This window comes from Enhydrobacter sp. (assembly GCA_025808875.1).
Lineage (GTDB): Bacteria > Pseudomonadota > Alphaproteobacteria > Reyranellales > Reyranellaceae > Reyranella.
Genome location: CP075528.1, coordinates 3,680,129 through 3,694,809, shown reverse-complemented (window position 1 = coordinate 3,694,809; position 14,681 = coordinate 3,680,129). Strand labels below are relative to the sequence as shown.

Below are 14,681 nucleotides of genomic sequence, written 5' to 3'. Positions count from 1 at the left end.
GGCATACTCTCAGCGCGTGGAGAGGCTGCCGAAATCGATCGTGCGCAGGTGATCGGCCAGGCGCAGGGCAAGAGCCACGATGGTGAGCGTTGGCGGAGCGGCGCCATAGGTCGGGAATACCGAGCTGCCGGCGATATAGAGGTTAGCCATTCCGTGCACCCGGCAATTCGGGTCGACGACGCCCGTCGACGGGTCTGTGCCCATCCGCGTCGTGCCCATATGATGGTCACGCGGATGATGGTCCTCCCAGGACTCGTCGTCCCGGAGAATCCAGTCGTCCATGTGGAGCCGGCCGAAGCCCAGGCGTGCCAGCTCCTCGCCCAATATCCGGCACAAATGGCGCGACGTGCGCTTGTCGATCGGCGACAGCCTCCAGTCCAGGCACACCTGCTGCTGGCCCAATCTGTCGCGCTCCGTGTCGAGCGTTATGCGGCTGTCGGGGTTCGGCGCGGTTTCACAGTAGGTGCTGACGCCGAACACGAGTTCATCCGTCACGTAGCGCCAAAGCGCGCCGGCGGTGCCGTCGAGGTCGCCGAGAACGGTCGCAATGGCGCCGCCCAGGCCGCCGAGGTCGCCGCGCGCGAGACCTTTGCCGGCCGCGCGTAGGGCTAGGTAGCCGCGACTTTGCTCGTCGGCGCACTCCATCATGGCATGAGCATTGAGCAGCTGCTCGCGGCGCTGCAGGTCCGCCGGCAGGGCGGGGGCGAGCCTGAGCGTCGCCTCCTCGCGCTCGAGCTGCACCGACGCGGGCAGGCTGTAGGCCAACTGACAGGAGCCGCCGTCTCTCGGCACGACATAGCCCATGATGGCGCCGACATGGTCGGCGAAGAAGCGCCCGACGAGGTCGCGTTCGTTGCCGAGACCCTGCTTCGCCACCCCGTTGGAGGCCAGCAGAAGGCGCGCGTTCTCGATGCCGCCGCAAGCCAGCACGACGACTTTCGGATGGATGATGCCGGACTTGCCGTCCAGCGTCCGCAGGCGCAGGACCGCCACCCGGCGGACATCGTTCGTCGCGACGATCTCGACGAGATTGGCATTGAGCAGCACGTCGACGTTTGCCGCCGTCTGCAGGTCTTCGAGATAGCGCAACCCGAAGCGGGTGGGCGGCCCGATCGTCCAGTTGACGGTGACGAGGCGCCGCGCGTCGAACGGCAGGAGGCCGGGCACTCTCGACACTGCGTCGTCGTCGTGGATGTAGGGCCCCAGCTCGCACAGCGCCTGGGCGCGCGCATAGAACGGTTCGAGCTCGTCCCGCGTCAGGGGCCAACCGCTGTGGGGAACCCAGGCGCGCTTCTCGAAGTCGATCGCATCGAGGGGGCGGCAGTAGGAATTCCAGTGGTTGGTGGTGCCACCGAAGTAGCGCAGGCGGCTTTCATCGAGCGGAATGTACGGCAACCCGATGCTCCTGCCCTTGTTGAGCGCGAGCGTTTCCGGTTCGGGTTCGAGTCCGCCGCTCTCCACGAGGCAAACGCGGCGTTGCGAGCCGGCCAGCGCGAGAGCCAGGCTGATGCCCGCCGCGCCGGCGCCGACGATGCAGATGTCGGTGTCGACGATCGTGGTGTCGTCGAGTTGACGAAGGTCTCGGAACATGGGCGACCCGTCAGATCAGGCTGGCGAGTGCGCAGAGACGGGCCTCGCTGCGGGCCAGCAGCCAGCCATCGATCAGGACGGTGTCACCCCTCGAAAAATCCTCGCGTCGCCGAACCTCGACGATGCCTCGCAGATGAGAGACCGCTGCCGCACCTCCGCCGCTCGGCAGGGGCCCTCCGAACAGGGCGCGACATAGAGCGCTCGCCGAACGGTCTTCGGGCGCGATGGCGAGGTAGCGCCGACCGATCAGGCATGCGGCATCCCAATGGGCGATCAAGCTCCGGAGCCCGTCGCGCCGCGGCGCCATGCCCGAGGCGGGCGTCGCGAGCAGGCCGCAGACCAGGAGCGAGGTGACCAGGGAGCGTCTCGGGATCGTGTACTGGAGCATGGTCCTGGCCATCCGTTGAGAGGCGAGGCCATGCTTGTAGCAATGCTCCGCGGTGGCGTGCCTGAGGCAAAGCCGTGACCGGTCTCAGGGAACGTGAAGAATGCGACGAACGTCGATCGGCGCGGTCTCCTCGGGCGTGACGAAGACTCCGAGATGGCGCGCGATCGTGCCCACGCGACGCTTGCTCGACAGGACCGCCAACGGCACCGAGAGAAGCAATCCGCTGACGACGGGCAGGATCCACGGTACATAACCGGGCGCGAGCAGGCCGAGCGCGACCAGGGCCGCCAAGCCCGTCAGTACGTGGCCGGCATGACGCCGGAGTGCGACCGGCCAGGGCGTGTCACGGTCGCCTCGCGGCTGAGGGGGCCAGCCCACCGCGTTCCCGGCCAGGATGCGTGCGACGAACGTCGTGTGAAACAGCATCAACACCGGCGCCAGGAGAGTCGACAGGACGACTTCGAAAATGAAGCTGACGATCAGGGCGGCCCGTCCGCCGAAGCGCCGCGCCGAACGCGTCGAGCCCAGGCGCAGGATCAGCGACAGCGACTTCGGTCCGAGCAGCAGGACGAGCGTGAAGCCGAGCAGCCCGTAGATCTCCGGCCAGTGATACTGCGGCCAGTTGGGAAACAGCGACCGCGTTGGACCGAAGTAGACTTCGCCCGTCAGTTGACGATCGACGACCATCGCCGAGCTCAGCATGAGAAGCGCGAGCCAGAGCGGTGAAGCCAGATAGGAGAATATGCCCATCCCGAGATGCAGCCTGCTCATCCAGTGCAGGCCCGGCGCGCCGAGCAGGCGGGCGTGCTGGAGATTGCCCTGCACCCAGCGCCGGTCGCGCACCGCGTAGTCGAGCAGGTTGGTCGGCAACTCCTCGTAACTGCCGCGCAGCTCGGGCAGCAACCAGCAGTACCATCCGCCGCGTCGCAGGAAGGCCGCTTCGACGAAATCGTGGCTGAGGATCTCGCCGCCCAGCGGAGGCTGCCCCTCGAGCGTCGGCAGCCGGCACAAGCGGGCGAACGCCGACGTCCGAAGGATGGCGTTGTGCCCATAGTAGTTGGCCTCGCTCGCCTGCCAGAAGCTGGTTCCCACGGCGAGCATCGCGCCGGTCAATCGGCTGGAGAACTGCAGCGCGCGGGCGAACAGGGTCTCGCGACCGGCGGGCACGATGTGGGTCTGGATGATCCCCGTGCGGGGGCTGGCCTCCATCAGCGCCGCGAGCCGCACAAGGGTGGTGCCCTGGACGAGACTGTCGGCATCGAGAACCACCATGTGTGGATAGCCGGTGCTCCGCGACGTCACCCATTCGGCGATGTTCCCGGCTTTGCGGCCTTCGTTCGACGGCCGCCGGCGGTAGAACAGCCTGTCCTCGGCGCCGAGCTCGCCGCGCACGCGCCGCCAGATTCGCTCCTCGTCGTGCGCGATGGAGGCGTCGCGGGTGTCGCTCAGGACGAAGAAGTCGAACGCATGAAGCTGGCCGGTCGCCTCGAGCGAGCGGTGCATGACGGCAATCCGCGCGAAGACTTCGGCCGGCGCCTCGTTGTAGACGGGGATGAGGACGGCGGTACGCTGCCGCAGGAGCGGCGGCGCGCCCTCCGTCGGACCCGCGCGGCGCAGCGAGAGCGGGTGCAGCCGCAGCGCGCCCAGCACGAACCCCAGGACGCCGGTCCAGAAGGAAAGGGCGATCCAGGCGAACACCAGCGCGAAGACGGGCAGGAAGGCGATCTTGAGGAACTCGGGACCGCGGGCGCCGACGATCGTCGAGGCCAGGAACGTGCCGGCGGTCGTCGTGACGGCGACCAGGACCAGGACGAGCAGGCGGCGCCAGCCCGCGCGCTCGGCGAAACGGTCGAGGCACCAGGGATCGCCGGCGCCGTTCATGGCCGCCAGGTGTGGATCCAGGTCTCGGTGAGAGTCGTGCCGCGCAATTCGAGGGTCGCGCGCAGGTCGGTGGGCTTCCTGCCGTCGGGCTCGAAGTCGATGAACACCCGCCAGCGCGCCCGCGCCGGAAGGGGCTCGACGTAGGTTCGCATGAGCCTGCCGGTCGTCAGCGACACGTTGGCCGTGACCGGCTGGGCCGCGGCCATGCCCTCGAGCTCGCCGCCGGCGAACTCGACGACCAGACGGCGTTGACGCGGCGAGTCGGGCACGGCACCGGATCGCGTGGCGACGACCCGGGCCAATGCCGTCGATGCCGGCTCGTCGGCGAGCGCGAAGACCCTGTAGCGATACTCCTTGCGCTCACGCTGCTTCGCGGGCCATCGCGATACCCAGAAGGCGACGACATTGTCGTTGGTCTCCGCCTGGCTGGGGATCTCGACCAGCCGGACCTCGCCGTCGCCCCAGTCGTCCTTCGGTTCGATCCAGATGCTCGGCCGATCCTGCAGGTTGGCGCCGGTGTCCTGGTAGTGGACGAAGTCGCGCTCGCGCTGCAGCAGCCCGAAGCCCCGCGGGTTGGTGTCGGCAAAGGAGGAAACCGCCAGGGACGACGGGTTCGAGAGCGGCCGCCAGATGTGCTCGCCCTTGCCGGTGTGCAGGGCGAGGCCGTCGGCATCGTGGATCTCGGGTCGATAGTCGTCGCGCGACGGCGCCGTCTTGCCGGCGAAGTACATGGACGTCAGCGGCGCGATCCCGAGGGTGCCGACGTCGCGGCGGAGGTGGAGGATGGCATGCGTGTCGACCACGGTGCGCTTGCCGGGCCTTATGACGAACGAGAAGGCGCCGGCGACGGAGGGCGAGTCGAGCAGTGCCCAGACCGTGACGCTTGCCGCGTCCTTGCCCGGCTTCAGGATCCAGAACTCGCGAAAAGCCGGGAACTCCTCGGGTCGTCCCGAGGCGGTATCGACGGCGAGGCCCCGGATCGAGGTTCCGTAGACCTGGCCGCGACCGATGGCACGAAAGTAGCTGGCGCCGAGGAAGGACACGATCTCGTCGAACTTGTCCGGACCGTGCAACGGGTGGGTGATGCGAAAGCCCGCCAGCGCGAGTTCGCCGGGCGGTGCCTTCAATCCGGTGTCGCTGAAGTCGAAATTGTCAGGCGAGAGTCCGACCGGCCGGACGGTTCCGTCCTCGATGACGGAAATCGCCACGGGCTTGTCATAGATGAACCCTGCGGGGAAGAACTCCACGCGAAAGGGGCTGTTCGCGTCTCTCCACACCGCGGTGTCGGTGCGCCAGCGCAGGGCCCGATACTGGTCGTAGCCAAGCTCCCGCATCGGACCGGCGATGGACTTCGATTCGCGATAGGGCTCGCCCGCCAGCTTGGCCGCCATCGCCTCGACCGAGGCGAAGGTGAAGATGCCGTCCTGGGCGCGAGACGGCGGCGCGGCGAGCGAGCAGGCAACGAGCAATGCGAGGAATAGCGCCACGGCGGACTGCATGTCGCCCGCTTGAACGTCCCTGACTGCTCGCGGGTTGCCGGCACGCTAGGCGCGGCGCGCAAACGTCTCTAAGCTCGCGCGACGGCGATTCGATCGGTGCCTTCTTGCCTCTGCTTTCCCGCCTGGCGTCCTACTGGGGCGTGACACGACCACGCCGGTTCGACCGGGCGATTCCTGCCTCTCTCGGCGGCGCGGGCTTGATCGCGACCGCCGCTGCCGCGCTTTGGTTCGCCGCGGCCGGTGAGCTCGCGCCGACCGGTCCGCGTGCAATCTACCTGCTCTATGTCGCGATCCTGTTCGCCGTCGCGCTCGCCGCGGTGCGTTGGCCGCGGATCGCCGGCACGCTCCTCGTGCTCGGCGCGATCGACCTGTGCTGGGGGCTGGCGTCTCCCGGCTTGCTGCCGCCATCCCGCGCCGAGCCCCAGCGCTTTGCCTGGCATGCGCTGCTGCAGGTCGTTCCCATCCCGTCGCTGGACATCGTCAGTTCCAACGGCCTCGCGATCCGCCACAGCTCGCAAGGCACGCGCGGCCGGGATCCGGGGCCGGGCGGCCTCGCGGGACGCACCGTCGTGGCGACCTATGGCGGCTCGACCGGCTACGACATCGGTGTCGGCGAGGGTGACACCTGGAGCGACCGCCTCAACGAGGCGTTGGGCCGCGCGCGCTACTTCGTCGTCAATCATGGCGTGCCGGGTTACACGACGGTGGAGCATCTCCTTCAGACGGCCTTCTACCAGGAGAAGTTCGGACGGCTCCCGTCCTGCGCGGTCTACTACGTCGGCTGGAACGACCTGCGTAACGCGCACATCCCCGCCCTCGATCCGGCCTATGCCGACTTCCATCTGCCGAGCCAGGTCGATTCGCTCAAGGTGCGGCGCGTCGGCGGCGGCAACGTGACCTTCTCGCCCTTGCTGACGGTGCTGGCGCGCGTGCTGAGCGCCGAGGTCGACACGGTCCGATATGCCGTCGATCCCTATGCCTACCCGCCGCGCTCGGGCGACGATCCGGCGCTGACCGCGCTGTTTCGGCGCAACGTGCAGTCGATCTCGCGGATCAACCGCGAGCGCGGCGTGGCGACCGTCTGGGTCGGCCAGCTCGTCAACCGCGAGCGCCTGGCCGGCGACGGCCGCTACGGCTGGCTGCCCCTGGTGCGCGATCGCGACGTATGGCCGATGCTGCAGACCCTCAACCGCGTGCTCGCCGAGACGGCGACGGCCCTCGGCGACAGCGTCGTCATCGTGCCGCCCGACACGTTCGGCCCGGACGATTTCGTCGACAACGGACATTTCTCCGCGCGCGGCGCCAGGCGCTTCGCCGACGCCCTGGTTCCGGCGGTGCGCGAGGCCTGTCGCTAGGCGGCGGCGAAGAAGCCGTGCAGGGAGTACGGAACGTGATACGGCAGCCGCGCGGTGAAGAGCGGCCGCGCCGCCATGTCGCGCGCGTCGAGCCCGACGATGTCGGTGCGCTTGCGGGTCGAATCGAAGACCAGCGCGACGATCACGCCGTCGTCCTCGCCATCGGTGCCGGTCGGCACGAAGACCGGCTCGCCGACGAAGCGGTCTGGTCCCACGTCGTGAAGACCCGCCGCCCCGCTTTCCAGGTCGACCTTGGCGATGCGCTGCTGCAGGCCTTGCGTGCTGGCGGCGGGATTGCAGGCGACATAGCCGTAGCGGTAGCGGCGACCCGCGAAGGCCGGGTTGATGCGCGGGAATTCGTTGGCCGTGCCGCAGCCGTAGTCGCGCGCCTCGACCCGGCCGGCCGCAGGATCGATGCGCAGTCGGGTCAGGGCGGCCATGCCCTGCGCGGGCCAGGGCGAGCGCCAGTAGTCGCGCAACGCCTGGCCGATGGTGAGATAGTCAGGATAGCGCGCGAGATCGACCACGATCGCGCCGTCGTCCTCGTAGCCGTTGGCGAAGTGGAACTGGAAGAAGGGCTCGGTCTCGACGATGCGGGTCGGCCCGCGTCCGTCGCGTGGCACCAGCAGGATCAGGGTCGGCTTCGACGGCTCCCAGTGCAGCGCGGCGTCGAAGCTCGATAAACCGAGCATCACCGACTGTGTGCGCACGAGGATCGGCCCGAGGCAGAACACCAGGTAATGCTCGGTCAGCACGAAATCGTGGTTCATCACCGGGTAGGGCAGCGTCACCGTCGGCAGGCACACGACGCGGCCATCCTTGACGCGATAGGGCGTAAGTGTCGTGCGTGGGCCGTAGTCGATGCCGAAATTGAACAGCTCGCCCGTCGCCGGATCGATCTTGGGGTGGGCGGAGAAGGCTTCGACGGTCCCGCCGAAGTCGGCGACCCCGCGCGTCTCCAGCGTCTCACCGTCGAGTTCGAAGGGCGGGCCGCCTTCCCACAGCGACAGCAGCCTGCCGTCCTGCACGACGACCGAGGTGTTGGAAACGTTGGCCGGCCGGCGGAAGGCGTTGGCGAGCATGCCGCCGGGGCGCATCTTGCCGAAGCCGCGCCGGCGGATCCGACCGGCGGCGGTCTCCTCGAGGTAGTTCGGGGTCCGCACATAACGGTTGCGGTAGTGCACGCCCGCTCCGTCGAAGCGGATGGCCTGCACCATGCCGTCGCCGTCGAACCAGTGGGCGAACCAGTCGCCGGCGAGCTGGTTGCGCCCCGCGCCGTTGCGGTAGAGCGTGCCGCGCAGCGACGGCGGAACGGTCCCGTCGATATCGTCGATGCGATGGTCGTGCTCGTCCTCGAGCGAGACGAAGCCTTCGCTCCAGGAATGCGCCGCCATTCCTATTTGCCGGCGCCGAACTTGTAGGCGAGGCCGGCGCGCACCGTGTGCATCGACGGCTGCACGCTGGTCCCGGCCGTCACCGCCTTGCGCTCGAACCGGCTGTAGCGATATTCGAGCCTCGTCGTCCAGCCGCCGAAGATGACCGTCTCGACGCCCGGCCCGACGGTCCAGCCGTTGACGACGTCGTCCTGGGTTGCGCTCGCGTTGAAGCCGCCGACCGACGCGGACGCGGTCGTCGTGACGTGCTCGCCCGTGTATCCGCCCGCCGCGTAAAGCAGCGTCGATGGCGACGGCAGGAAGCCGACGCGCGCCAGCGCGTCCCACGACATGTTGGTGCGCGACGTGATGGTGAAGGTGCCGCCGCCGGCATTCAGGGTCTGCAGCGACTGGGGGCCGGTCCAGGTCAGGTCGCCCAGCACGCCGAGCACCAATCGCGGCGCGACATGAAAATCGTAGCCGGCGAACACCGTGCCCAGCAGCGCGTGGCCGCCCGCGTCGAGCGAGCTCGACGCATTGCCGAAGCTGGCGTCGAGGCGGTTGATCGAGGCGCTCGCGCCGGCGCCGGCGCCGAGATAGATGCCGGTCCAGTCGCGCGCCGGACTCTCGCCGGCAACGCCGGCGGCCGCGTCGTCGCCAAAGCTGCCGAACTTGTAGGTAAGGCCGACGCGGGCGGTGTGCGTGGTCGGCTGGACGACGAAGGACGTGCCGGGCGCGGCTTTCGATTCGAACTGCGTGTAGCGGTATTCGAGCTTGGTCGACCAGCCGCCGCCCAGCCGCGTCTCCACGCCGGTGCCGATCGTCCAGCCGTTGAAGTACTCGTTGCGCGAGAAGCCCGCCAGGGCGCCGCCGGCGAGCGCCGTGCCGTCGGTGCGCAAATTCTGGCCGCTGTAGCCGCCGATCAGGTAGAGCAGGGTCGTGGGATGCGCCAGCACGCCAGCGCGCACCAGCGCGCTCCACCCGAAGTCGGCCTTGCGCGTCAGGCTGGCCGACACACCCGGCGCCTGGGCGGATGCCGAGCCGCCGATGTTCGACCAGGTGCCCTCGACGAGGATGCCGACCAGCGCGCGCGGCAGGAGCTGGTAGTCGACGCCGCCATAGACCGCGGCAAGGATGCCCGAGCCGGCGCTGCGGTCGACCGTCAGGCCGACGGTGCCGGTGGACGTCACGGCGCTTTCCAGGGCACCGGCGCCGAAACCTGCACCGACATAGAAGCCGGTCCAACTCGGGCCGAAGGCGCTGGCCGGTATGTCGACGGCGCGCGCGCGATCCTGCGCGCCGGCACCGACGAAAGGCGCCGCGGCTGCCGTCAGTGTGAATGCAACAAGCCTGAGGAGCACGACGGGCACACTATCACAACCCGCCTGGCCTGGCATGGCATCTCGCGGCTAGGAGACGGTGTTGCGCGGCACGTCGCGGAACGGCTTGTCGGTGTCGATGCTCGGCTCCCGGGGCATCTTCAGCACGCGCTCGGCGATGATGTTGCGCTGGATCTCGTCGGTGCCGCCCGCGATCGACGTCGCCGGTACCGAGACCAGGATCTCGGCGATCACGCCCTTCATCGGGCCGTCGTCGCCGCTGAGCAGCGCGTCGGCGCCCGAGATCTGCGTGTGCACCCTCGCCGCGGCGCGCGCGACATTGCTCGCGATCAGCTTGCCGAGCGACCCTTCCGGTCCCTGCGGCCGGCCGAGTTCCTGCGCCGTGCGGGCGCGCCGCGCCAGCCATTCGGCCGACTTCGACATGATCAGCACTCTCGCGATCTCCTGGCGCAGCACGGGATCGTCGATGCGCCCGGTCTCGCGCGCGCGCGTCAGGATCAGGTCGACGCGGCCGGCGCGTTGCGGATACCACTTGTAGGGCTCCATCACCGTGGCGATCTCGGCGCGCTCCTCGTCATAGGCGCGGCCCTCGCGGGTCGAGCCGACGGCCCAGCTCCTGAGCGCATCGGCGCCGCGCCGCTCGTGCATCAAGGTCGTGGTCGTCACCTGCCAGCCGTCGCCGACATTGGCGACCAGGAACTCCGGCATCACCTCGGCGTCGGTCATGAACACCTGGTTGAAGGAGGCGTGGCCGTTCATCTGCTTCAACGGCTGCACCTTCACGCCGGGCTGGTGCATGTCGATGATGAAGTAGGAGAGGCCCTTGTGCTTGGGCTTGTCCCAGTCGGTGCGGGCGAGCAGCAGGCCGTAGTCGGCATGGTGCGCGCTGGTCGTCCACACCTTCTGGCCGTTCACCACCCACTTGTTGCCGCGAAGCTCCGCGCGCGTCACGGCGCCCGCCACGTCCGAGCCGCTGCCGGGCTCGCTGAAGAGTTGGCACCAGGTGTCCTCGCCGGTGAGGATGCGGCGCAGGAACTTCTGCTTATGCAGGTCGGTGCCGTGCGCCAGGATGGTGGCGGCCGCCAGGGTACGGATGCCGGCCTTGGCGACGCCGATGGCGCCGCTCTTCTGGATCTCTTCCTCGACCGCCGGCACGAGGCCGGGTGACAAGTCGCGGCCGTACCATTGCCTCGGCCAGCCGGGTACGCCCCAGCCCGAATCGATCAGCTTGTTGCGCCATTCGACGAGGCCGAGGTCGGGATTCCAGTTGGCCGCGAGCCAGGCGCGGACCTCGGCGCGGACGGAGGCTTCGGTGAGTTCGGTCATCGCTTCCTCCCTCACGCGGCCCAGCGCTGCATCATCAGCTCTCGATGATGCGTGGCGTCGCCCAGGAACACCTCGGAGGCCTTGGCGCGCTTGAACCAGAGATGGGTGTCGTTGTCCCAGGTGAAGCCGATGCCGCCGTGGATCTGGATGGCGTGGATCGCCGTCTGCAGGTAGGCCTCGCTGGCCTGCGCCTTGGCGAGGCAGGCGATGGCGGGGATGTCGCTGTCGCCCTCATCGAGCGCGGCGGCGGCATAGTAGGCCGCCGACTTGGCGAGCTCGACATCGACAAGCATGTCGGCCTGCTTGTGCTTCATCGACTGGAACGAGGCGATCGGCCGGCCGAACTGCATGCGCATGCGGGCGTAGGCGAGCGCGTCCTCGCGCAGCCGCTCGGCGCCGCCCGCCATCTCGTTGGCGAGCAGGATGGCTGCCTCGTCCATGGTCCGCGCGAAGGCCGCCGCCGCCTGCCCTGCCTCGCCCAGCAGCCGGGCGGAAACACCGTTGAATTCGAGCCGCGCCATCTTGCGCGTCGGATCCATGGCCTCGACAGCGCGGCGCGCCAGTCCCCGTGCGTCGCCCGCGACGGTGAAGAGAGTCGGCCCCTGCGGCGCCCGGGCCAGGACGACGATCAGGTCGGCGGTATGGCCGTCCAGCACGAAGCTCTTGTGGCCATCGAGCGTCCAGCCGCCGCCCGACGAAGCCGCCTTCAACGTCGTTCCCTCGGCATCCCAGCGGCCGTTGTCCTCGACCCAGGCGAGCGTCGCCACCGTCTCGCCCGACGCGATGCCCGGCAGCAGCGCCCTCTTGTCGGCCTCGCTGCCCGCGTTGAGGATCGCGCCCGCCGCCAGCACGGCCGTCGAGAAGTAGGGGGCGCAGGCGAGCGCGCGGCCCATCTCCTCGAGCACGATGGCCTGCTCGCCGAAGCCGAAGCCCTGGCCGCCATAGGCCTCGGGAATGCGCACTGCCGTCAGGCCCAGATCGACGTTCATTTTCTGCCAAGCCGCACGCTCGTATCCGGCCTCGGTCTCCATCAGCCGTCGCACCTCCTTGGTCGACGACCGGTCGGCGAGGAAGCGGCGCAGGTTGGAACGGAACTCTTCCTGCTCGGGCGAAAAACTGAACTTCATGGCTTGCTCTTCTGGTTCAACACGGCGAAGCGGTCCTTCGGCGCCTTCTCGCGCGCCTTCGGCCCGTAGGTGCCCATCTCGATGCGATGCGGGATGGTCATCATGTAGTTCTTGAAGGCGCCCTCCATGGCCTGCCGGAAGCCCTGCGCGTCCATGGTCTCGTTGACCGACGCCTTGGCGAACTTGAGAGCGAACGGATCGCGCTCGGCGATGCGCTGGGCCAGCACCATGGTTTCCTCCTCGAGATCGGCGCGCGGCACGACTCGGTTCACCAAGCCGGCCTTTTCGGCCTGGGCGGCGGTAATGAAGTCGCCGGTGAAGAGGAACTCCTTGGCCTTGCGCGGGCCGAGATCCCACGGCATCGAGAAATACTGGACGTGCGCGCCGCCCCAGCGCACGGCGCGGTCGGCGAACAGCGCATCGTCGCTGGCGATGATCAGGTCGCAGGCTGAGGCGATCATCATGCCTCCCATGATGCAATAACCCTGGACCTGGGCGATGGTCGGCTTGGGCAGGTCGCGCCAGCGCATGGTGTTCTCGAAGAACCGCTCGAAGATGCGGCGGTACTCGCCCTTGAAGCCGGCCTCGAGCGCCGCCTTCTTCTGGTCCTCCATCTCCTGCGGGCTGCCGAGGTCGTGACCCGCCGAGAAGTGCTTGCCGGCACCGGCCAGGATGATCACCCGCACCGACTCGTCGTCGACGGCGCGCTTGAAGGCGTCGTCCAACTCCTCGAGCAGGATGCGGCTCTGCGCGTTCAGTACGTCGGGCCGGTTGGTGGTGATCCTGCGCACCGCGCCGGACTGCTCCTGGAGAAGCGTGCCGTAGGTCCTCATGCCGCCTTCCTCAGTTCCGGCGCCAGCCCGGCGCCCATCAGGTCGACGAAGTTGTCGCAGTAGAAGCGTTGCCTCTGCGCCTCGCCGATGCCGGCCTTCTCCATCGAGGCTTCGAAGCGCTTGATCGGGTGGCGACCGCCCTCGACATGCGGATAGTCGGACGAGAAGAGGCAGATCTCGTCGCCCGAGTTGGCGATGATCCAGCCGGTGTCCTCGTGAGGATAGGGCGTGACCCGGACCTGGCGGGCGACGAACTCGCTGGGCCTGAGCGACATCTTCTGCAGCCGCTCCTCGTTCTTGTAGAAGGCGTTGTGGGCGCTATCCATGTTGCGCATCCAGCCCGGCACCCACGACGCACCCTGCTCGATGACGCCGAACTTCAGCCGCGGGAAGCGGTCGAGCACGCGGTCGACGATCAGCGCCGTCAAGGCCTTCATGGGCGGATAGGCGATGGCCATGTAGTCGATCGACTTGAAATTGTCGTCGCCGCCGTGGAAGTCGGGCACCGGCGGCAGACCGTTGTTGAAATAGGCGGCCTCCAGGAGCTTCCCGCCGCCGCCGACATGGAACACGATCGGCAGGCCTGCTTCCTGGGCCGTCGCCCACAGCGGATCGAAGCCGACATGGCTCGGCGAATGGGCGTCGGGACAGCGCGAGGGGATCATTAGTGCCTTGGCGCCGGCCTCGATCGCCTCGCGGGCGCAGGCCGCCGTCTTCTCGAAGTCGATCAGCGGCACGTAAGCCGTCGGTAGCAGCCGCCTGTCGACGCTGCAGAATTCCACCATGTGCCGCGCGTGGGCGCGCGCGACGGCATAGGCGAGCTCGGGATCGCGGCCGCCTTCCAGCACGTTCGAGTAGTTGAGCAACGCCGTGGTGAACATGAGCTGGCTCGAGAAACCCAGGAGGTCGATCGAGCGCGGCCGGTCCTGCTTGCGCCAGGAGCCGAGCGCGTCCCAGTTCTTGGCCAGCATGATGCGCGATTCGTCGAACGGCATCAGCGCGGTCTTGCGACGGTGCTCCTCGCTCAGATGGCTGTGAAAGCCGCCGCGGCGCGGGAACAGCACAGCGTCCGTCACCTTGGCGCGCGACCTTGCATCGAGATGGTCGTCGAGGAAGCCCGGCACCTCCATGATGTGCGCATCGGCATCGTGAATGACGCGGCCGCTGGCGTAGGGCATCTTCCTCTCCGGAACGCTTGTCGTTTGCGGGAGACTAGCATGAGCCCCGACATTTCCCACGCCGTGCGGCTCCTCCTCGAGGCGCGCCGTTCCGGCAAGCAGGTGGCGCCGCCGTTCGCGCTGCCGGATCGCTCTGCGGTCTATGCCATTCAGGACGGCGTCGCGCGCGAGACCGGGCCGGTGTCGGGCTGGAAGGTCGGCGCGCGCACGCCGACCGCCGAACCCAATTGCGCGCCGCTGCTCGCCGGCACGCTGGCCCGGTCACCCGCATCGTTCGACGGCAAGGCGATGCACATGATCGGCATCGAGACCGAGATCTCCTTTCATGTCGTGCGCGACATCGCCCCGCGCGGCGCGCCGGTCGGCCGCGACGAGGCGCTGGCCGCGATCGGCGACGCGTTTGTCGGCATGGAGGTGGTCGACACGCGCCTCGCCGATTTCGACAAGGCCGATCCCGAATGGCTGCTGGCCGACAACCAGATGAACCATGCGCTGGTCGTCGGCGACAGCGTGCCCGATTGGCGGTCGCTCGACTGGGCCGGACTTCGGGTCAGGCTGACGATCGACGGCCAGCCGGTTGTCGACCAGCAGGGCGGGCTGGGTGCGGTCGATCCGGTGCGACCGCTGGCCTGGATGATCGACCATGCCGTGCGCCTGCGCGGCGGCATTCGCCGCGATCAGGCGATCACGACCGGCTCGTGGACCGGCCTGCGATACTTCCCGCCGGGCACGAGGGCGCTCGGCGAGTTCGTCGGCCTGGGAAGCGTCGAGGCAACGTTCTGATGGCAGGC

At 68.6% G+C, this 14,681-nt stretch carries 12 protein-coding genes; 2 read left to right on the top strand and 10 right to left on the bottom strand.

The features are described from left to right. Nucleotides 1-9: 9 nt before the first annotated feature. From KIT25_18360 to KIT25_18345, 4 genes are all read right to left on the bottom strand, one after another. On the bottom strand, nucleotides 10-1,590 hold the full coding sequence (locus KIT25_18360; protein UYN93994.1) for a GMC family oxidoreductase: 1,581 nt from the start codon (nucleotides 1,588-1,590) through the stop codon (nucleotides 10-12). Between the two features lie 10 nt (nucleotides 1,591-1,600). After that, nucleotides 1,601-1,978 carry a hypothetical protein gene (locus tag KIT25_18355; protein UYN93993.1) on the bottom strand — a complete coding sequence of 126 codons (378 nt, stop codon included), beginning with the start codon at nucleotides 1,976-1,978 and terminating at the stop codon, nucleotides 1,601-1,603. Between the two features lie 84 nt (nucleotides 1,979-2,062). Beyond that, nucleotides 2,063-3,859, bottom strand: a complete 1,797-nt coding sequence (mdoH, locus tag KIT25_18350; protein UYN93992.1) for a glucans biosynthesis glucosyltransferase MdoH — start codon at nucleotides 3,857-3,859, stop codon at nucleotides 2,063-2,065. Further along, a complete protein-coding gene (locus tag KIT25_18345; GenBank protein ID UYN93991.1) occupies nucleotides 3,856-5,358 on the bottom strand; it encodes a glucan biosynthesis protein in 1,503 nt (500 codons plus the stop codon). The genes mdoH and KIT25_18345 overlap by 4 nt, the downstream gene beginning before the upstream one ends. A 104-nt stretch (nucleotides 5,359-5,462) precedes the next feature. Here KIT25_18345 and KIT25_18340 point away from each other — a divergent pair, with 104 nt between their 5' ends. After that, nucleotides 5,463-6,713, top strand: a complete 1,251-nt coding sequence (locus KIT25_18340; protein ID UYN93990.1) for a hypothetical protein — start codon at nucleotides 5,463-5,465, stop codon at nucleotides 6,711-6,713. Here KIT25_18340 and KIT25_18335 read toward each other — a convergent pair. The 6 genes from KIT25_18335 to KIT25_18310 are packed head-to-tail and all read right to left on the bottom strand — an operon-like array spanning nucleotide 6,710 to nucleotide 13,890. Further along, entirely contained in the window at nucleotides 6,710-8,107 is a 1,398-nt protein-coding gene (locus KIT25_18335) for a carotenoid oxygenase family protein (protein ID UYN93989.1), read from the bottom strand. The two genes, KIT25_18340 and KIT25_18335, sit on opposite strands and share 4 nt — an antisense overlap. A gap of 2 nt (nucleotides 8,108-8,109) precedes the next feature. Beyond that, nucleotides 8,110-9,447: a porin family protein gene (locus KIT25_18330; GenBank protein UYN93988.1), complete on the bottom strand. Its 1,338-nt coding sequence runs from the start codon at nucleotides 9,445-9,447 to the stop codon at nucleotides 8,110-8,112. A gap of 48 nt (nucleotides 9,448-9,495) precedes the next feature. Continuing rightward, complete coding sequence (locus KIT25_18325) at nucleotides 9,496-10,752, bottom strand: acyl-CoA dehydrogenase family protein (GenBank protein UYN93987.1); 1,257 nt, start codon at nucleotides 10,750-10,752, stop codon at nucleotides 9,496-9,498. An 11-nt stretch (nucleotides 10,753-10,763) separates the two neighbouring features. Continuing rightward, nucleotides 10,764-11,879, bottom strand: coding sequence for an acyl-CoA/acyl-ACP dehydrogenase (locus KIT25_18320; protein ID UYN93986.1), 1,116 nt, complete (start codon nucleotides 11,877-11,879; stop codon nucleotides 10,764-10,766). Next, nucleotides 11,876-12,712, bottom strand: coding sequence for an enoyl-CoA hydratase (locus KIT25_18315; protein ID UYN93985.1), 837 nt, complete (start codon nucleotides 12,710-12,712; stop codon nucleotides 11,876-11,878). The genes KIT25_18320 and KIT25_18315 overlap by 4 nt, the downstream gene beginning before the upstream one ends. Continuing rightward, nucleotides 12,709-13,890, bottom strand: a complete 1,182-nt coding sequence (locus KIT25_18310; GenBank protein UYN93984.1) for an amidohydrolase family protein — start codon at nucleotides 13,888-13,890, stop codon at nucleotides 12,709-12,711. The genes KIT25_18315 and KIT25_18310 overlap by 4 nt, the downstream gene beginning before the upstream one ends. Nucleotides 13,891-13,929: 39 nt before the next feature. Here KIT25_18310 and KIT25_18305 point away from each other — a divergent pair, with 39 nt between their 5' ends. Continuing rightward, nucleotides 13,930-14,673, top strand: coding sequence for a 2-keto-4-pentenoate hydratase (locus KIT25_18305; GenBank protein ID UYN93983.1), 744 nt, complete (start codon nucleotides 13,930-13,932; stop codon nucleotides 14,671-14,673). Nucleotides 14,674-14,681 lie beyond the last annotated feature (8 nt).